Source organism: Gordonia sp. ABKF26, assembly GCF_041103195.1.
Classification (GTDB): domain Bacteria; phylum Actinomycetota; class Actinomycetes; order Mycobacteriales; family Mycobacteriaceae; genus Gordonia; species Gordonia terrae.
Genome location: NZ_JBGCVZ010000004.1, coordinates 1 through 17,918, shown reverse-complemented (window position 1 = coordinate 17,918; position 17,918 = coordinate 1). Strand labels below are relative to the sequence as shown.

General features: G+C 64.8%; 19 protein-coding genes and 1 pseudogene. 12 read left to right on the top strand and 8 right to left on the bottom strand.

Annotated features, from left to right (window positions below; translation table 11 throughout):
- Positions 1-21: 21 nt before the first annotated feature.
- From AB4Z55_RS26305 to AB4Z55_RS26290, 4 genes are read left to right on the top strand one after another with little or no spacing between them, the layout of a single operon-like run.
- Positions 22-357 (top strand): ArsR/SmtB family transcription factor, encoded by a 336-nt coding sequence (locus AB4Z55_RS26305; RefSeq protein ID WP_369518902.1) that lies wholly within the window; start codon positions 22-24, stop codon positions 355-357.
- Entirely contained in the window at positions 357-1,085 is a 729-nt protein-coding gene (locus tag AB4Z55_RS26300) for a cation transporter (RefSeq protein ID WP_369518903.1), read from the top strand. The genes AB4Z55_RS26305 and AB4Z55_RS26300 overlap by 1 nt, the downstream gene beginning before the upstream one ends.
- A complete protein-coding gene (locus tag AB4Z55_RS26295) occupies positions 1,069-1,410 on the top strand; it encodes a DUF3703 domain-containing protein (RefSeq protein WP_369518904.1) in 342 nt (113 codons plus the stop codon). The genes AB4Z55_RS26300 and AB4Z55_RS26295 overlap by 17 nt, the downstream gene beginning before the upstream one ends.
- The gene (locus AB4Z55_RS26290; RefSeq protein WP_369518905.1) at positions 1,407-2,060 is read left to right on the top strand and encodes a DsbA family protein; all 654 of its coding nucleotides are present in this window, start codon (positions 1,407-1,409) and stop codon (positions 2,058-2,060) included. Before AB4Z55_RS26295 ends, AB4Z55_RS26290 begins: the two co-directional genes overlap by 4 nt.
- A 27-nt stretch (positions 2,061-2,087) precedes the next feature.
- On the opposite strand, the gene AB4Z55_RS26285 is transcribed toward AB4Z55_RS26290, so the two are convergent.
- The 3 genes from AB4Z55_RS26285 to AB4Z55_RS26275 all read right to left on the bottom strand — a co-directional run bounded on the left by AB4Z55_RS26285 (position 2,088) and on the right by AB4Z55_RS26275 (position 4,440).
- Complete coding sequence (locus AB4Z55_RS26285; protein WP_369518906.1) at positions 2,088-2,615, bottom strand: site-specific integrase; 528 nt, start codon at positions 2,613-2,615, stop codon at positions 2,088-2,090.
- 418 nt (positions 2,616-3,033) lie between these two features.
- Positions 3,034-3,357 (bottom strand): helix-turn-helix domain-containing protein, encoded by a 324-nt coding sequence (locus tag AB4Z55_RS26280; protein WP_369518907.1) that lies wholly within the window; start codon positions 3,355-3,357, stop codon positions 3,034-3,036.
- Positions 3,358-4,440 carry a tyrosine-type recombinase/integrase gene (locus AB4Z55_RS26275; RefSeq protein ID WP_369518908.1) on the bottom strand — a complete coding sequence of 361 codons (1,083 nt, stop codon included), beginning with the start codon at positions 4,438-4,440 and terminating at the stop codon, positions 3,358-3,360.
- Positions 4,441-4,650: 210 nt separating this feature from the next.
- Here AB4Z55_RS26275 and ligD point away from each other — a divergent pair, with 210 nt between their 5' ends.
- Positions 4,651-5,517 (top strand): non-homologous end-joining DNA ligase, encoded by an 867-nt coding sequence (ligD, locus tag AB4Z55_RS26270; protein WP_369521092.1) that lies wholly within the window; start codon positions 4,651-4,653, stop codon positions 5,515-5,517.
- A gap of 50 nt (positions 5,518-5,567) precedes the next feature.
- Here the strand turns inward: ligD and AB4Z55_RS26265 are convergent, their stop codons facing one another.
- Positions 5,568-5,771, bottom strand: a complete 204-nt coding sequence (locus AB4Z55_RS26265) for a hypothetical protein (protein ID WP_369521080.1) — start codon at positions 5,769-5,771, stop codon at positions 5,568-5,570.
- A complete protein-coding gene (locus AB4Z55_RS26260) occupies positions 5,768-6,091 on the bottom strand; it encodes a hypothetical protein (RefSeq protein WP_369521079.1) in 324 nt (107 codons plus the stop codon). Before AB4Z55_RS26260 ends, AB4Z55_RS26265 begins: the two co-directional genes overlap by 4 nt.
- Positions 6,092-6,238: 147 nt before the next feature.
- On the opposite strand from AB4Z55_RS26260, the gene AB4Z55_RS26255 reads away from it, so the two are divergent.
- Positions 6,239-6,796, top strand: a complete 558-nt coding sequence (locus AB4Z55_RS26255; protein ID WP_369521078.1) for a hypothetical protein — start codon at positions 6,239-6,241, stop codon at positions 6,794-6,796.
- A 105-nt stretch (positions 6,797-6,901) separates the two neighbouring features.
- The gene (locus tag AB4Z55_RS26250) at positions 6,902-7,270 is read left to right on the top strand and encodes a hypothetical protein (RefSeq protein ID WP_369521077.1); all 369 of its coding nucleotides are present in this window, start codon (positions 6,902-6,904) and stop codon (positions 7,268-7,270) included.
- A 121-nt stretch (positions 7,271-7,391) separates the two neighbouring features.
- Here the strand turns inward: AB4Z55_RS26250 and AB4Z55_RS26245 are convergent, their stop codons facing one another.
- Entirely contained in the window at positions 7,392-7,877 is a 486-nt protein-coding gene (locus tag AB4Z55_RS26245; protein WP_369521076.1) for a hypothetical protein, read from the bottom strand.
- A gap of 93 nt (positions 7,878-7,970) precedes the next feature.
- Here AB4Z55_RS26245 and AB4Z55_RS26240 point away from each other — a divergent pair, with 93 nt between their 5' ends.
- From AB4Z55_RS26240 to AB4Z55_RS26220, 5 genes and pseudogenes are all read left to right on the top strand, one after another.
- Complete coding sequence (locus AB4Z55_RS26240) at positions 7,971-9,782, top strand: hypothetical protein (protein ID WP_369521075.1); 1,812 nt, start codon at positions 7,971-7,973, stop codon at positions 9,780-9,782.
- 679 nt (positions 9,783-10,461) lie between these two features.
- Positions 10,462-10,746 (top strand): hypothetical protein, encoded by a 285-nt coding sequence (locus AB4Z55_RS26235; protein WP_369521074.1) that lies wholly within the window; start codon positions 10,462-10,464, stop codon positions 10,744-10,746.
- A gap of 62 nt (positions 10,747-10,808) precedes the next feature.
- Positions 10,809-11,030, top strand: coding sequence for a hypothetical protein (locus tag AB4Z55_RS26230; RefSeq protein WP_369521073.1), 222 nt, complete (start codon positions 10,809-10,811; stop codon positions 11,028-11,030).
- Positions 11,031-11,985: 955 nt separating this feature from the next.
- Positions 11,986-13,163 (top strand): annotated as a pseudogene (locus tag AB4Z55_RS26225) (IS3 family transposase).
- 214 nt (positions 13,164-13,377) lie between these two features.
- The gene (locus AB4Z55_RS26220; protein ID WP_369521072.1) at positions 13,378-16,662 is read left to right on the top strand and encodes a hypothetical protein; all 3,285 of its coding nucleotides are present in this window, start codon (positions 13,378-13,380) and stop codon (positions 16,660-16,662) included.
- A 244-nt stretch (positions 16,663-16,906) separates the two neighbouring features.
- Here AB4Z55_RS26220 and AB4Z55_RS26215 read toward each other — a convergent pair whose 3' ends face one another.
- Together AB4Z55_RS26215 and AB4Z55_RS26210 are read right to left on the bottom strand one after the other, a co-directional pair.
- Complete coding sequence (locus AB4Z55_RS26215; RefSeq protein WP_369521071.1) at positions 16,907-17,497, bottom strand: hypothetical protein; 591 nt, start codon at positions 17,495-17,497, stop codon at positions 16,907-16,909.
- Positions 17,498-17,620: 123 nt separating this feature from the next.
- Entirely contained in the window at positions 17,621-17,755 is a 135-nt protein-coding gene (locus AB4Z55_RS26210; protein ID WP_369521070.1) for a hypothetical protein, read from the bottom strand.
- Between the last annotated feature and the right edge of the window lie 163 nt (positions 17,756-17,918).

Genomic DNA, 17,918 nt, shown 5'->3' with positions numbered 1-17,918 from the left:
GATCCATGTACAGTACGCGTCATGGGAACTGTTGTGACTGCACAGCGGGACGCTCTGACGAGGTTCGGCTACGCGCTATCTGATTCGACCCGCACGCAGGTGCTGTTGCGGCTGCGGCACGGTCCGGCCTATCCGGCGGACTTGGCCGACACGATCGGGGTGTCGAGGCAAGCATTGTCGAACCACCTGGCATGCCTCCGGGGTTGCGGTCTGGTGGTTGCAGTGCCGGTGGGCCGGCGTAGTCGTTATGAACTGGCTGACAGCCGGATTGGGCACGCGCTCGACGATCTACTCGGCTTGGTGCTCGCGGTGGACCCGTCGTGCTGCCCCGACTCCGGCGACCAGGGGTGCTGCTGATGGCCGCCGAGCTGGGCCTACCGAGTCTTGGCCGTCCGTCGCTGAGTGTCGAACGCCGGGAGCTGTTGCAGCGTCGTATCCGTTGGTTTGTCGCAGCGACCATCACCTACAACGTGATCGAGGCCGTGATCGCGATCAGCGAAGGCGCGCGGGTCTCGTCCGGGGCGTTGATTGGGTTCGGCCTGGATTCGGTGATCGAGGTGTCCTCGGCCGCGGCAGTTGCTTGGCAGTTTGCCGGCAAGGATCCCGAACGGCGGGAGAAGGTTGCGCTGCGGATCATTGCGTTCTCGTTCTTCGCGTTGGCTGCGTACGTGAGCGTCGACTCGATTCGCACTCTGCTGGGGGTAGGTAGCGAGGCCGAGCATTCGTCGATCGGCATCGTGTTGGCCGCGGTTAGTTTGGCGATCATGCCGTTGCTGTCGTGGGCAGAACGCCGCGCAGGTCGCGAGCTCGGCTCGTTGAGCGCTGTGGCCGACTCGAAGCAGACGCTGTTGTGCACGTACCTGTCGGCGGTGTTGCTGGTCGGTTTGTTGCTCAACAGTTTGTTCGGATGGTCATGGGCGGATCCGGTCGCCGCGCTGGTGATCGCCGCAATCGCGGTGCGTGAGGGCGTCAACGCTTGGAAGGGCGATGCCTGCTGCGCACCTGTTGGCCAGCTCGCCGGTGCCGGCGAGGATCACGGGTGTTCTTGCTGCGCTGAGGAGGCTCGTGATGGCTCGCATCAGTGACTCCGCCCGTGACCTCTACCGTTCTGAGATGGCGGCTGCGGCTGTCACCGAGGTGGCCGAGCAGCGGTGGCATCATCTCGAACGCGCCCACATCGTGTCCCAGCCGGACCCCTGGTTGCACACCCAAAATCACGTCGCGATGTTCAGGTTCGCTGTGCGTCAGCATGATCGGCGCGAAGCGCTCGGACAGGTCTTGCGCATCATCGTCGCTGCCCCAGGATCGCTGAGCGGACGCTACCCCGAAGGGAACACCGGACGAGTAGACGCCGGCCTGATGCGCCCGATGCCGATTCCCGCCGACATCGCCTCGCGGTTGCAGTCATGAACACCAGCAGACCTACCAAGATCGCGTGGTCGATTTTCGCTGCCATTCTGCTCGCCATCGGCGTCGCGGTGCTCCTCGACAGAGAAGACACACCTACACCGACTGACACCGCACTGGTTTCAGATCTGGTGGTGCGACCTGATAGCCATCGACTGACCTCGCCACCGCAGAGCAAAGCCACTTTCGTCGAGTTCCTCGACTTCGAGTGTGAGGCCTGCGGCGCGCTCTATCCGATCATCGAGGACATGCGGCGCACCTACGGTGACCGCGTCACCTTCGTGGTGCGCTACTTCCCCATGCCCGGTCACTTCAACGCCGAACGGGCCGCTCGTGCAGTAGAAGCCGCCGCCCAACAGGGACGATTCGAGCAGATGTATCAGCGCATGTTCACCACACAGGCTCAGTGGGGTGAACAACGAACCCCAGCCGACGATCTGTTTCGCAGCTTCGCGGTCGACCTCGGTCTGGACATGACGGCCTTCGATGTCGTCTATGACAGTCCGGCTACGCTCGCCCGGATCCGCGCCGACGTCGCAGACGGACTGGCTCTCGGCGTGCAGGGTACCCCCACATTCTTCCTCGACGACCAGCGGCTAGAGCCCACCTCGATCGACGATCTGACCGACGCACTCAACCAGGCTACGAACTAGGCGAGCTGTCGCCAGGCGGTCCCGCTGCTAGTCCGCGACAGGGTCGGGGTGGAAGCGGGTCGGGTGCGCTGCCCGCACGTAGCGCACTGCTGTGCCGACCCCGATGCCGAACACTTTCATCAGGACGACCGGGTCGGCGGTGTGGGTGGCTTCGTCGTAGATTCGGTCAGCGCGAAGTCTGCTGGCACTGAGTCCGACTCTCCGGAAGACGGCAGTAAGTCCGTAAGGACTCATCGCCTGATCTGGTTGTAGCGCTGTGTTTCTGCTGACGATCAGGTACCGGTTTTGCGTTCGCGGCCATTGACGATGACGATGATCGAGCCATTGTTGCATGAGCCGATGCACGGCCTCATCGAGCGGCACGGTGTGCCGGCCGGAGCGGCGAGCAATCGCGATCGTCCCGCCGGCCAAGTCGACGTCGTCGATCGACAACTGCTGTATCTCTTTCACTCCCAAGGCGTGCACCGCAGCGAGTGCCAGGATGAGCCGGTCCCGTGGCGAATGGGTGACCTCAAACGCTGCACGTAACTGACTGCTGGGCAGCGACTGCGGCACCCGGCGTGCGTACCGCCCGACGAGTCCTCGCGCTGGGTCGGCGAAGATCCGATTCTCTCGCTGTAACCGACCGAACAGTGATCGTAGTGCGACATGCACGTTGGGCGCAGAGCCGCCGAGGTGTGCCTCGAGTTCCGACTCGACGTCGTCCCGTGTGACCTCTCGCAGAGACTGGTATCGGGTCGCCCAATTACGTAGAGCTGGAAGGGAGAAGGCCAGGTAAGTTCGGACTGTGACCCACTGGACGGGGATCGAGGGTCGGGAACCGTCCCCGCGTAGCGACCGGATCCAGACTGTGATGTCGTCTCGAAACTGGGGCGGAACATCGTCGTGAAGGTAGCGGTGTACCGATCGCTCATCGCGGCCAGGCGTCGCCGGCGGTGGCGTCGGAGTGGGGTCCATGTCCGGGTGCGTGTCGTCAGTTCGGCGGCAACGATCGGCCACCGGACGTGCGTGGCACCGGCCGGCCGGCCGTGGGGTTGTGCCCGATAGCGTTTTGCTCCTGGTTGGGAGTGGCGCGGCTCGGCACGGGTTCTGCTTGCATGAGCTCATCGACGGTGCAGTCGAGCGCGGCGCAGATCTTGTCCAGATCGTCGAGACGGATCGTGACCGGCGACTTGGACCAGAGTGACGCTACCTTGCTCAGTGATGGCTCAAACCCCACGTCTTCGAACGCCTTTAGGAGTTGTGTCGGCCTCCATATGTCCCGTTGCGCGGCAACCATTCTCAGATTCCACTTCATCTAACCCTCGATTCCCAGACGTCGGACCGCGCGCTGCGTGGAGGTCAACACAGCGTGCTCCGGATCGGCACTCGTAGATGCCAGATAACCCACCGTGGTGCTCGGCCATTGGTGCCCGAGCAGCCGCTGCACATCCCACAGCGGCATACCGTTCTGGTAGTTGTGCGTCGCGCAGGCGTGGCGCAGGAGGTGGGGAAACAGCTCATCGACCGGCCCGGGTAGATACATTCGCGATGCTCGCTTGAGTGCCTTGCGGAAAGTCTCGGGGCGGATCGGCGATGCTGTGGCCATGTTCAAGGCCGCGACCGCGGTCGGCAGGCGTTCTGAAGGCCACAGCGGGGCCGAGTCGTTGGAGGCGTCGTCGCAGAACTGGCCGCGTATGTTCTCGATGTACCACCAGAGCAGTTCCCGTCCCTCCGCGAAGAGGAATGCTTCACGCTGCCGCGGGCCCGAACCGCGTGCACCTTTGCCGGTCACGACAAACCGGCCCCAGTGCCCTCGCTCCCAGTGCACGTCACCAATCTTGACCGCGCACAGCTCTTTCGCTCGGACCCCCGACAAGTACGCAATCTTGGCCATGACGTAGTCGCGCACCGCGACCGGGTACTTGCGCGACTCGACCAGATCCGCTCGCCATACTGCGAAGAACTCAGTCATCGCCCGCTGCGAGGGAGGGATGCGCAACGCGAAGTCGCCGCGGTGCCGGGGACGGTTGAACGGGTCGACCGGCGAACGAACCGTCACGCCAAATCTACGTGCGATCTCACCACCGTATCGCTGCTCGAGGAAGGCGAAGTACGTGTCGACCTGACTAGCCTTCTTACGCATCGTCGAGTGGTGGCGTTTACCCGGCCCGGAGAAGTACTGATCAAACTGCCGAGACGTCAAACGCCAAGGCACACAGCCATAATGGTCACATACCTCCAGCACGGGCCTGACCAACGACTGCAACGTCGAAGGCGCCAGTCCTGAGACGTCGCGCGCCCAGCCGTACTCCGCGATCGTCTCGACGAAGAACGCCGACTCATCGGCAAGATCAGCCGCATCAGAGCGCGCAGCTTGTATCTCCTCGACGTCCGCCAACCCAGTGGGTATGACAGACCCGGGCGCCTCGGCGGCAACCGCAGCCGCTCGGCGGGTTCGAAAATCTGCCATAAGCTCGCACTATATGCCCCCAACTGTCAGAATCTCGCAGTAATCGCCATATTTTCGGCGCTCTCCCTGCGCCACCAAAGGGGCCCGAGACCAGGAACAACCTGACCACCGTCCTCTTCGGTCCGACACAGAACCCGCCTGCACTCCAGTGGACAGCGCTGCCTCGCACGGGTCACCGACACTGACGTGTCGCTGGTCAGCCGTAACCGCAGCCCGATCACGTCGTCTTACCCCGAGATCGCCGCGGCTCTGCCGGCGGCCGCGGCCGGGCACGATCTCGTTGTCGACGGTGAGATTGTCGTCCTCGACACCGCGGGGCGTCCGTCATTCTCGCTCCTGCAGCGCCGCATGCCCGTTCAGCGGCCCACTCGCCGACTGCTCACTTCCGTGCCGGCAGCGTTCTATCTGTTCGATCTCCTCGAGATCGACGGTGCCGATGTCGCTGTCCTCCCCTACCTCGAGCGGCGCGCTCTTCTGGACACTCTGATCAGCAGCCGCACCGTGCAGATCACGCCGTACTGGACCGACGTCGACGCCACCACCATGCAGAACACAGCAACAGATTTCGGACTGGAGGGCGTGGTGGCCAAACGCACCACCTCGCCATATCTGCGGGGGCAGCGCTCGCCGTCCTGGATCAAAACGCCGCTGCGACGCAGCGCCGAGGTAATTGTGTGCGGGTGGGTCGGCCGCACCTCGGTCCGATCACTGCTGGTCGGTGCCTACCGCGATCCCGACGAGCTGGTCTACCTCGGCGACGTCGGTACCGGATTCACCCAACAACACCGGCGAGACCTCGCAGCCCTGCTGGCCCCCATCGAATGCGCCGAACCTCCCTTCACCAGCGTCGCGCCGCTATCGAGCGACCAGGTGAGGTGGGTGCGTCCACTTCTGGTCGGCACCGTGGAGTATCGCGAGTTCACCCGCCGCCTCCGCCACCCCTCCTGGAAGGGGTTACGCACCGACAAGACACCTGACGAAGCGCTCTGGGCAGACCTGCAGTGACGCAACACAAGTGCCCCAGCCGAGGGCTAGGCAGATCGTCGTCCCAGCTGTTACGGGAGTTGCTCGACGACGCCACCGGTCTCGGCGGCGTATGCCTGGGCCTCTGTGGCCTCGGCGGCGGTGTAGATCCTGATTTTGGCCGAACAACCGGGTGGGCGCACGATCAGCGTCAGGTCAGTCAGTGCGGCGCGGCCTCGCTTGGGCGCGACCCGATTGGTCAGAGCCCCGGTGGTGCCGTCGATGTTTTCAGTCACTGGGGTTCCTCCTGGATATGGATGGCTTCGGGCGGCACCCACAACGTGATCGTCGCCGCTGATACATGATTCGCGCTCTCGATCCGCATCTCGCAGATCCCCCGCCAGAGACCGTTCGACAGTTGCAGCCACGCCACCTGGCCGGCCGGCATCATCGGTTCTATCCGGGCACCGAACGCCCGAATCCGCAGCGACACCCCACCCTCCGTGGCCGCGTAGGGCCGCCCACAAGACGGGTCGAGCGTGCCCATGTCGACCATGACCGGGCGCGGCGGGTCGAACATCCGCAACGTCCGCCGATCTGGCCACTTATCGAACACACATTCGATAATAAGGTATGGTCAACACTGGTGCGGGAGCCTGGCGCACACATAGTTGTTCTGCACGTTGCGCGCCGGGAAGCCCTACGTCAGAGCCAGTGCTCTCGCACCACGGCATGAGCGAACATGTGCAGTACCGTGCTGCTGATGTCGGACAACTGGGTCGAGTTTCTCAGCGTGGCGGCCACCGAGGACGAGGCCGCCCAGCTGGTCGATGACCAGATCGACTGGCTGCTGGCTCGCGAGATCATCGCTGTCGCCGAGCACCCCGATCCTTTTTATGGCGCCTATCGGGAAGGCCGGCGTTTCGCTGAGGCCTTCGATCCTGCCTGGGTGCCAGACCACGTGGCCGCCAGTGGCCGACACATCCTGTTCGGGGTCCGCGCACACAAGGGCTGGCAGATCTCGAGCAACCTGGACGGGTTCGAAGGACCACCATGCCCGCAGTGTTCGCAGCCGCTGCCCACAGCCGTCGCCGGCGGGGAGCTGCTGTCGCGGTGGTATGAGACGCGCAGCGAACCCACCGCGACGTGTGGACAGTGTGGACACACTGATCTGCTCGGCAACTGGCCGCACGTGTTCGCCGGTTATGGCAACTACGGCTCGTTGTCGTTCGTCAACAGCTGGCCGCTGTCCGAGCAGTTCGAGAGCGAGCTCCTCGAGCGGATCGGCCATCGGGCCCGCATGCTCTATGTGCGGCTGTGAACCGGATCTGTCCGGATAGGCTGCGTCGGCACCGCGCTACGCCGAGAATGGCCCGACATGGGTGCGCCTGAACGGGGTGCGCTCCAGACAGATCGGGGTTCCGCTATGGCTCAGCCGTACATGCCGCCACCCGCACAGCCGCCGCGGCGGCTGCCCTGGGCCCAGCTGGCGATCGTCGCGGTCCTCACAATTGCCGCCTGCGCTGCTGTCTGGTTCATCGGCAAAGCCGTGGTACCGCCCAAACATGTGCCCGCCCCGATCACCGACGGAATCTACTGGGTTGGCGTCGATGTGCAGCCCGGTGACTATCACTTCACCGACAGCTCTGGTGGCCGATGGGATATTTGCGAAGACTCCCAGTGCCAGGTGGTGGCGGTGGTCAACCTCGCCGATCGCGACGAAGGCACTCTCACCATTCCTACCGACGCCGAGTTTATTCGAATACAGGGCATGACGCTGACCCGTGAGGACTGAGCGCCTGGCCGGTCTGATTCTTGGATCGTCCCGATGCACCGGCCGGAGTGCGTCAGACGGATACGTGCACGGTGGGCGAATTAGGTTGAGCCGCCACGAAACTATCAATTCATGCGACGAGTCAGTAGAACCCGGCAGCTCGTCGTTGCAGGTTGGTGTTGTGGTTGCCGGCGGCGATGCAGGACCACACGATGCAGGCGATCCAGGTGAAGAACAGGGGGATGCCGAACAGGAACAGCGACAGCACCGCGGCCGCGAGGCTGACACAGATCATGATCAGCGCTCCGGCCACGGTCGCATAGAGCATGCCGAGGGGGCCGAAGAGGAACGCGAGGAGGAAGGCAAGGCCGACGCTTTTCTCGCCGGCGACCACCATGATCGGCTGCGGGTGGTAGATCGGCTGAGCGGGGTAGAACTGCTGGGGTGGATAGGCGGGCGCGGGCTGATACATCGGTGCGGGCGGGTAGGCGCCGGTGGTGGGGATGTAGCCGGGCGGTGCTGCGGGAGTACCTGGTTGAGTGAAGGGGTCCTCGTAGGGAACCGGGGGTAGTGGCTGCGACCATTGAGGGCCGGTCGCGCCCTGGTGATCCGGTGTGTCGGAGTGCATGACGTGAAAGTACTCGATCCCACCTGTTCGCGGCGATGAACTGCGACGACCACGAGCGCGGTCTCGGAGCAGAGGTGAAGGGAGGTGGGGTCGGTGGCGGTCACGGTGGTCACGATGGGTGTGCACTATCGGTGGGAGTTTCCTGAGGCGCTCAGTGTGCAGTTGCGGTTGGCGCATGACCTGCGGGAGGACCTGGTCGCGGCACAGATTGCGGCGGAGGCGAAGGTGTCGGCGGTGTGGTCGCAGTATCAGCAGATCGCCGAACTCGAAGCCGCGGTGGCAGGCGCGCAGACCGAGGTCGATGAGGCGATGGCGGTGGTTGCCGAGATCCGCGCGCAGTCGCGTAAGCGGGTGGGTGGGGCGCCAGCCGAGCAGGTCAAGCAGGCCCGCGCCCAGCTCAAGGAGCTGCGTGCCCGGCGTCGCGCGGAGATCGGTAAGGCGCGGGTGGTGGCCGACCCGCAGATCCGGGAGATCTATGCCGCGATGTACGCCACCCAGAAGCAGTTGTATCGGCTGTATTGCACCGACGGCAACCTGTATTGGTCGACGTTCAATAGTGTTGTCGCCGACCATAAGACGGCGGTGAATCGGGTGAAGAAGGCTCGCCAGCAGGGCCGCCACGCCCAGCTACGTCCGCACCATTTCGACGGCACCGGCACGATCACCGTGCAGCTGGTACGCACCGCCGACCAACCGGCACGCACCCCGCAAATGCTGGCCAACCCGGACAGCCGGTTCCGCAACATCCTGGTGGTGCCGTGGACAGAACCGCAGGTGTGGGCGCAGCTGTCGCGCGGCGAGCAGCGCCGCGCCGGTCGGGTGACCGTGCGGATGCGGTGCGGCTCCCTGAACGGGGTGCCGCAGTGGATCGAGATCCCGGTGCAACAGCACCGCATGCTGCCTGCCGATGCCGACATCACCATGGCCCGGCTGACGGTAACCCGCGTCAGCGACCGGTTCACCGCCCAGCTGTCGCTGGTCGCCAAGCTCGACGACCCGTCACCGCGGCAGAGCGGACCGGATGTGGCGGTGCGGCTGGGATGGCGCGAGGACCCCGCCGATCCGGAGGCGATCGTGGTCGCGAACTGGCGGTCGAGCACCACCCTCGAGGTACCAGAGACCGTGCGCGAGTTACTCACCGTCAATGACGGCGCGACGACGGGGACGATCCGGCTGCCGGGGTCGGTGGCCTCCCAGGTCGCCTACGCCAATCGTCTGGCCTCCCAACGGGCACACGAGCTGGCCGCGATCCGCGAGCAGCTCGTAGCGTGGCTGACCGAGCACGGCCCACTACCCCACCCCGCCCCCGGCAGCGACGAACTCACCGCCACCGAGGTGGCTCGCTGGATGAGCGCGGCACGGTTCGCCACGCTGGAATCGCGGTGGCGCGAACAGCCACCCGCCGGCGCCGCGGCCATCGTGGAGGCGTTGTCGCAGTGGCGTCGTCGCGATGTGCCGATGTGGCGCCGCCAGGCACACTCGCGGCTCAAAGCGTTACGGCGGCGGCGCGACTTCTATCGGCAGGTGGCCGCGGTCGTGTCCGCCACCGCCGGGCGGGTCGTGGTCGATGACACGTCGCTGTCGCAAATCGCCGCGATCGCGGCACTGCCCGACGGAGAACTGTCACGCGAGGTGCGCCAGCGCATCGCCCACCGCCGCACCGTCGCCGCCCCGGGCTCGCTGCGTGAGCTGCTCATCGCGGCCGCCACCCGCGACGGTGTGCCGGTCACGACGGTGCCCTCGGCCGGCCTGATCACCACACACCCAGCCTGCGGGCACACCTCGACCGTCCGGGAGGTCGACGGCGACCAGGTGGTGTGTCACGGCTGCGGCCAGCGTTTCGACCCCTACCAGGCGGCCACCCAGAACATGCTCGACCGCGCAGCATCATCGAAGCACCCGTAACGGGTGCGTCCAAAGATATCGGCGCTTATGGGGTGCGCCGCTACCACGTGAGACTCGACTGTAGCGAGCACCACCCGCACAAGCCATCGGAGGGCTGCTCGATCGCTACCATCGACAACGAAGGAACTCCGTCAGCAAGCTGGCCACCGGCCCCGAGTTGATGGGTGTGCTTTCTGGCAGCGGTGCGCCATCGCCTTGCACCGACCGCTACTACGCAGACCACCACTCAGGCTGCGCGCAGCGCCTCCACTCGACAAAGGTGAGTGGGTCGCTATGTTAACCGCGTCGATGCTCTGGGGTGCATCGCTACCACCTGCCCCGAGACTACCGCGCCGACCCCATCCTCATGGTGTGCCACCAGTGAGCTGTCGGTACTGTATTCGCCCCAATGACGGTGCGTAACCGGCACATTCGTCAATGCCCTGGCATTTCGTAGTAAGCATAATTGTCGATGCTGTCAGGCGCATCGCTGCCCTGCCGTCATCGTAGCCGTACCGACGGCCGAGGTGCGCGCGCGGTCAGACACCCCGTGTCCCCTGTTCTGGTGACACATCGATGCGGGGGTGACCGGTGTCACGGTGTCGGGGCGGGAACTTTCGGTACGGCCGGGGCCGTCAGATCGGTGTCCAGGCCGCCCAGACGGGGGCGGCCACCTCGACACGATCGGAGAACTACTGCTATGACAGCGCTTTCACCCCGCCGCATCCTCGCCGCCACCGTGCTGACCGCCGGACTGGTCACCTTCGGTGCCGGCGTGGCGACCGCCGCCACCCCCACCGATGCACCGCTGGGTATCGGGGTGCACCAGGTCAGCAACGACGGGGCCGCGGCGCGGGAGAACCCCGGCACCGTTGACTTTCTGGTGATCGCTGAACAAGGGCCTGTCGGTGGTGACGATCTGACCCGTAAGGGCACCGGGTCGCCGATCGGTGATGCCGGTCAGCTGAAGGTACTGCGCCCGTAACCGGCACCCTGCGGGAGCCCGGTACCCGAATCATGCAGGCACACAACACTGATGGAAATGCTGTGACGTCTTGTCCGCGCCGGATGATCGTCGCGACACTGCTGACGGTCGGGGTGGGTGTCGGTGCGGTGGCGATCGCCTCTGCCACCACCGCCACGCCGCCGGCACCGACCGGGCATACCTCGCTGCCCTCGTCGGCACGGTTTCATCCACCCACTGCGGCCACTATGCCGGTGCCGCACGACCGCACCCTGTCCGGCCCGATGCAGGCGTATCGGCCGTAACCGGTCACCGACCGGCCACAAATGCCCGTCGCCGCTGGTCGCGGCGTTACTAGTCATTGGCTGGGTGGCGATCGCCTCAGTGCCCACCACCGCAACGCATCGCCGCGCCGCACGGTTTGACCCGTCGGCAACAACCTCGCTGCCGATGCCGCACGATGACCTCACACTTGGTCATTCTGTGGCGCTTCCAGGTGATCGGACTCGGTGACATCAGGGTATGGCAGCGAGCTCGAACACAGCCGAGTTTGCGATCGCCTCACGATCGCTGTCCGGCGGGGACGCCAGTCCGCGAGGCCTGTCCTGAGAGCAGCAAATCGTTTGCTAGACAAAGAAAGTAGATGTCATCCGAACAAGTGATCTGTGCACCGTCCCGAATTCTGTTCGGCGCTGACGGCGTAGCGTTCGGCGTTGTTGGCCCATCAGGATGAGGCCTCGTGTTATCGGTTTCAGCGGTCGGGGATTGCTACCACTCAAGGGTTGTTATGCGCACCGCACATCAGCGTCGTATCCGCCTTCTCGCTGCTGCCGCCGGCTTCAGCATCGTGCTCTACGGCGGTCAGGGACAGGCCCACGCCGACGAAGACGGGGGAACATCTGCTGACGGGGGAGCCTCGTCCTCGAGCACCGAGGACGGTTCATCCTCCTCTGGCAGCGCGCCAGACGCGGAACAGACTGCCGCGTCGTCGCAGGGAGACACCGCCACCTCGACGGACTCCAGCGATGACCCTGGTGGTGCTGACATCGCATCCGACTCCCAGAATGATCCGCCAGCAGCACCGCAAGGCGAGGCCACATGGTCGCCGCCGGAGAATGGGACCGAACCGCCACCACCCCCGCAAACACCCGACACGTCTGGTGCCACCGAAGGTGGCAACTTCGGCGCCTCGGGCGTGAGGAACGAACTGGTGACAACTGATCGTTAGTGCCGGGAGGCGCTGACGGGGAGGATGTCATCATGCCCGGCCCCTATCCCAGAGAGTTCCGCGAGGACGTCGTTGCGGTTGCTCGCAGCCGCGAGAGCGGCGTCACCATCAAACAGATCGCCGCCGACTTCGGTATCAGCGAAGCGACGTTGCAGAACTGGCTCCGTCAAGCCGACGTCGAAGACGGTAACCGTCCCGGCCAGACCGCCGCGGACGCCGCCGAGGCGCGGGAGTTGAAGAAGCGGATCCGGTTGCTCGAGCAGGAGAACGAGGTCCTCCGCCGTGCGGCGGCGTATCTGTCGCAGGCGAACCTGCGGCTTGGTGGCTCCCCAAAATGACGTACCCGCTCGTATCTGAGCTCGCCGACGCGGGGATCCCCGTGACGGTGTCGTGCCGGGTTCTCAAGCTCGCCCGCCAGCCCTACTACCGGTGGCGCAACGACCCCGTCCGGGACGCGGACGTGCTCCGCGCATATCGGATCAACGCGCTGCATGATGCGCACCACGAGGACCCGACGTTCGGCTACCGATACCTCGCCGACGAGGCCCGCCGAGCGGGGTGGCGGATGAGCCGGCGGACGGCGTGGAAGCTGTGCTCGCAGGCGGGGATTCTCTCGTCCGCGCAACGCCGGCGACGCGGGAAGGGGAAGAAGGCCGGGCCGCCCGTGTTCGACGACCACGTCCAGCGCGTGTTCCGCGCCGATGCACCGAACCGGCTCTGGCTCACGGACATCACGGAGCACTGGACGAGCGAAGGCAAGCTCTACTGCTGCGCGATCAAGGACGTGTTCTCCAACCGAATCGTCGGGTACTCGATCTCAGATCGGATGACCGCGAAACTCGCCGTAGACGCCGTCCGAAATGCTGTCGCGCGCCGCGGTGAGGTCGCCGGCTGCATCCTGCACGCCGACAGGGGCAGCCAGTTCCGCAGCCGCGCGATGGCCCGCGAGTTGCGCCGCCACGACATGGTCGGATCGATGGGAAGAGTCGGCGCTGCGGGGGACAACGCGGCCATGGAGTCGTTCTGGTCACTGCTGCAAACGAACGTCCTCAACCAGCAGCGGTGGGCGACCCGGCAGGAGCTGCGACTCGCCATCGTCGTTTGGATCGAGCGGAAGTATCACCGCCAGCGCGCCCAGGACACCCTCGGCGGCTTGACGCCCATCGAGTTCGAAGCCAAGCTAGCCGAGCCGCTCACACTCGCGGCCTAAACCGAACCTGTCACCAGTTCGTTCCTCACGCCCCTCTGATACCCAGCGGTCGGTAGTGCCCAACGCCGGTGCAGTGTCTGAACCCGCACCGCCGGCACTAGCCGACGGTGAAACTACAGCCGACACCACAGAATCGTCATCGACAGCGCCGGGAAACACGGCAGCCGAGGTCGAATCACAGCCACCTCGCGACAGCGACGGCGGAAACGCTGCCGTGACTCCCCTGCCATTGCCGGAGGGACTGGCGACACCAACCCCTGCACCGGCCGGTCCCGTCGACATGCCGCCGCAGCCGGCGGCAGTGTTCACCGCCGCAGCGAGCGCACCGCAGACGGATACGGCACGTCTCATGTCCGCGCCGCAGGACACGGCCGCGGTCCCGATCTCGGGTTTGCTTGCTGTGCTGGGTATTCCACTGCTGGGTGGCGGCGCGGTCCCGGGCGCATCATTGACCCCCGCTCCGTGGACACTGTTGTGGTGGGTTCGTCGAACCCAGGTGCTGTTCGCCAACCAGACGCCTGTCGCCGGTCAATACACCACAAGCGAACAAACCGACGGCACCATCACCGGTAACGTCGGCATCACCGATCCCGACGATGACCGCCTCACCTACTCCGTCACCACCAACCCGACTAACGGCGGGACTGTCTCCATCGACCCGGCCACCGGCACCTACCTGTACTTCCCCAGCGCAGCGCTGCGGGAAACGGGGGGAACCGACCACTTCGTCGTCACCGCCTCCGACAACACCGGATTCCATCTGCACGGCCTGTCGTCGCTGTTCCAGACCGGACGACACACAACCTCCACCACTGTCACCGTCACCGTCACCGCCGACGAAACCACCAATCAGCCACCGGTGCTCGACCCGACCGCCACACCCGAAATCTCCAACATCAGTAGCGATGGGGTCGTCACCGGCTCCGTCGCCGGCATGGTCACCGATCCCGAAGGCCATCCCCTGCACTACTCCGGACCCGCGAACGACGCCCAGATCACCGTCGATCCCGTCACGGGCGCTTTCGTTTTCGCCCCCACCCTCGCCACCCGACATGCCGCTGCCGTCCTCGGCGCCGCGACTACCTATACCTTCATCGTCACCGTCACCGACGTCTCCGACGCCGGCATTCCCATACCGATCACCGTCACCCTTGTCCCCTACAACCAGGCCCCCACTGCCAGCACACCCAGCACCCCACCGAGCGTAAACATCAACATCGGGCAAGTGAGCGGAACCGTCCTTGGAGTAGACGCCGATACCGACACCCTCACCTACACCGTCACCGGAGCCACCCCAATAGCCAGTAGCCCCAACACATTCAGCACCGCCAGCGGTCGTGGGACTATCACCATCAACCCCGCGACTGGTGCCTACACCTATACACCGACCAGATCCGCCCGCTATTCCGCGTCCCACGTCGACGCCACCAACGCGGACATGACCGATCAGTTCACGATCACCATCGACGATGGCCACGGTGACAGCACGGCAACCGTGGTCACCGTTCCGGTGATGGGGTTGGCCGCGGAGAATGACGCGGGCGAGTATGTTGTGACGGCCGCGGGTGTGGTTGTGATGGTTCAAGATGGTCCGAACGACATAACACGAGTCGATGTCATCGACCCCACCACCGGCACCACCACCACCCACACGCTTCCTGGTTCGTCGGTTGGACCGCTGCAGTTCGGACCCGACGGCACCCTCTACAAGACCACTTACACATGGAACTCTGGCGCCAGCTACACCACCCGAGTCCTGGCGATCGACCCCACCACCGACACCACCACCACCCACACTTTGGCTGGTCGACCACCTCGGGAGATCCAGATCGGTGCCGACGGCACCGCTTATCAAACTACCGTTGAAGGCAACACGACTACCGGAGCCCTCACCCGGGTCCTGGTGATCGACCCGAGCGGCACCACCACCCACACCCTTCCCAGTACAGCGTTCGGCACGTTGAAGTTTGGCGCGGACGGCACGCTCTACCAAACCACCGTCGAGGGAGACTCGATTGACGGATACACAACCCGAGTCCTAGTCATTGACCAGACCAACGGAATCACTACCCACACCGTCGCCGGCCAACCAACCGAGCAACTGCAGATCGGCGCCAACGGCACGCTCTACCAAACGACAGTGGACGGGACCTCGGCAACCGGCTACACCACCCGAGTCCTGGTAGTTGACCCCACCACTGGCACTAGCGTCACCCGCACTGTCATCGGCCGGCCCGACAACGGGACTGCAGTGCGGATCAGCGCAGACGGCACGGCTTATCAGACCACCCTGAGTGGAATGTCGCTCGGTGGATACACCACTCGAGTCCTGGTGATCGATCCCACCAACGGAACGAGCGCCACGCACACTGTCGCCGGCCGACCGATCGGGCAGTTGCAAATCAGCGCCGACAGCACCGCATATCAGACCGTCGAGACTTACGACTCGACCACCGGCACCACCACCACCCGGCTCCTGGTGATCGACCCCGACACCGGCCTGTCCACGACTCACAACATCCCCGGAGGAACTGACTATCCGGTGCGGTTCGGCGCCGGCGGCACCGCTTACCAAACAACTCTGAGCGGAACGTCGCTCAGTGGATACACCACCCGAGTCCTGGTGATCGACCCCACCACCGGAACCACCGCCACACACACCGTCGCCGGCCAACCTACCGGGCAATTGCAGATCGGCGCCGACGGCACCGCCTACCAAACCGTTGTGGAACGAACATCGGCGAACGGCACCACCACCCGAATCCTGGTGGTCGGACCCGATGACAGCGCAGAAACCCACACCCTCCCCGGCGAGCCAGTCAGTGAATTGCGGTTCGGCGCCGACGGTACCGCCTACCAAACCGTTGTGGAACGAACATCGGCGAACGGACGCACTACCCGAGTTTTCATCATCGATCCGACCACCGGCGCCACCACCACCCATAGTCTTTCGGGCGGAGCTGATAATCCAGTGCAGATCGGTCCCGACGGCACCGCTTACCAGACCACCACGGAGTACATCTCGGTCAGCCGATACACGACTCGGGTCCTAGTGATCGACTCGACCGGCGCTGCCGCCACTCATACCTTCGCTGGCCGGTCTGCCTACGCAACCGCGGTGCAGGTCGCCGCCGATGGCACTGCTTATCAGATGGTTGTGGACCCAGACTCGTCTACCACCGGCATCACTCAAGTCGTGGCAATTGATCCCACCACCGGCGCAACGATGAGCCACACTGTCGTTGGTTACCCTCTCTATCTGCCCCAGGTCACCGCCGAGGGTGCCGTATATCAGATCACCGCACAGGACGATGGTGGCGGTTCCTCGTATACGTGGCGTGTACTGATGATTGATCCCGATGGTGGCAGTGGTGTTTACGTGCTCCCCGGCGTCCCTGAGTCGTTGGTGCACATCAGCGCCAACGGCAGCGCGACCATTGCTGTTCGGGATCAGGCGGGAGTCACCCGGAGCGTCATACTGACGGAACCTGGGGTCTGATCACACACCACGACGTAGTGCTGGGGAACCTGGGCGTCGGCGTGGAACCAGTTCGTGGAGAGGGAGTAGCGAACTTCACGACGTGGGCAACCACTGTCCATCACTCTGGTCGAGCCGACACAGACACGTGATGACTAAACAGGCCAACCAGGCTAATCCCAACATGGACACACCAAGATGACTCGCCGGACGGGCGCAGCCAGGTTCGCCGCGCTGGAATCGCAGTGGCGAGAAGAACCTCCAATCAGCTGTGTGGCCCGGCTGGGCTGGCGGTCAGTGAGGCGGCGATCGCCTCTGCAGCACCTGCACAGCGTCGCCAGCACGGTTTCACCGGCCCGCTGCACGTGCACCGGCCATGCACGCGGTTGCCGATCCGCCTTCTACGGACGCCCGTCATCGCTGGTGGCGGGTGTTTGTGGTGTAATCCTGCCGACAGCACGCGTGGTCGGGGGCTCGGCACGCAGTCGCCGTCGATGCCCGGGGAACATTCGTGGAAGATGGCGTGTCCGAGCCAGTTGCGGTCACCACGGCCGCGCACCGCGAACGTGACGTCGAACAGCATTTGCCCTGGGTTGCGTTGTCGACGCGACGCCGAATGTCGCTCATCGTGTTGGCCGTTCTCCACTGATGTCAGACTGACTCGGCCCAGCTGGTAGCGACCGACGGTGTCGATGACCGGTGTGACCGCGGCACACAGCCCAGCAGCGAAATCCTTCACCTCGTCAGGCGTGGCGAACACCTGGTAACAGAACTCGATGAGCATCGACTCGTCGAACGGTTCAACTTCGTCGTCAGGGACTACCCAGGCGTGATCGTCCATGTTCTCCACGATCACATGCTGCTCCTGGTGAGTGGCCACACAGTGGCGACCGCCCGTGTCAGTGGTTGGTCAACGTGAGGCGCCGGTAGTTGGGACTGCCTTGCTACGCGCCGAGCGCCGACGAGTTGAGGTTCTGGGCTACCCGCCGTTCTCGGTGGGTTGGGTTGGTTGCGGGCCGAGGAGGGCGGCGGAGTCGACGAACTCGATCCCGCCGTCGTCGAGGGCGATGGCCCAGCGTCGTGGCCGCACCTGAGATCCGTAGCCGTCGGCCACCTGCAGGTCCTCGAGCCCAGCCGTGGAGCATCGGTCATAGTTACTGCCATGACGCGCACCCGCATAGTTCGATCGTCGCGCACCCAAAGCCAAGGCGGATGGTGGGTGTTCGTGGTCGCCTCCCTACTCGCCGGAGGCATCACCTGATCCGCAGCAGCTAGGT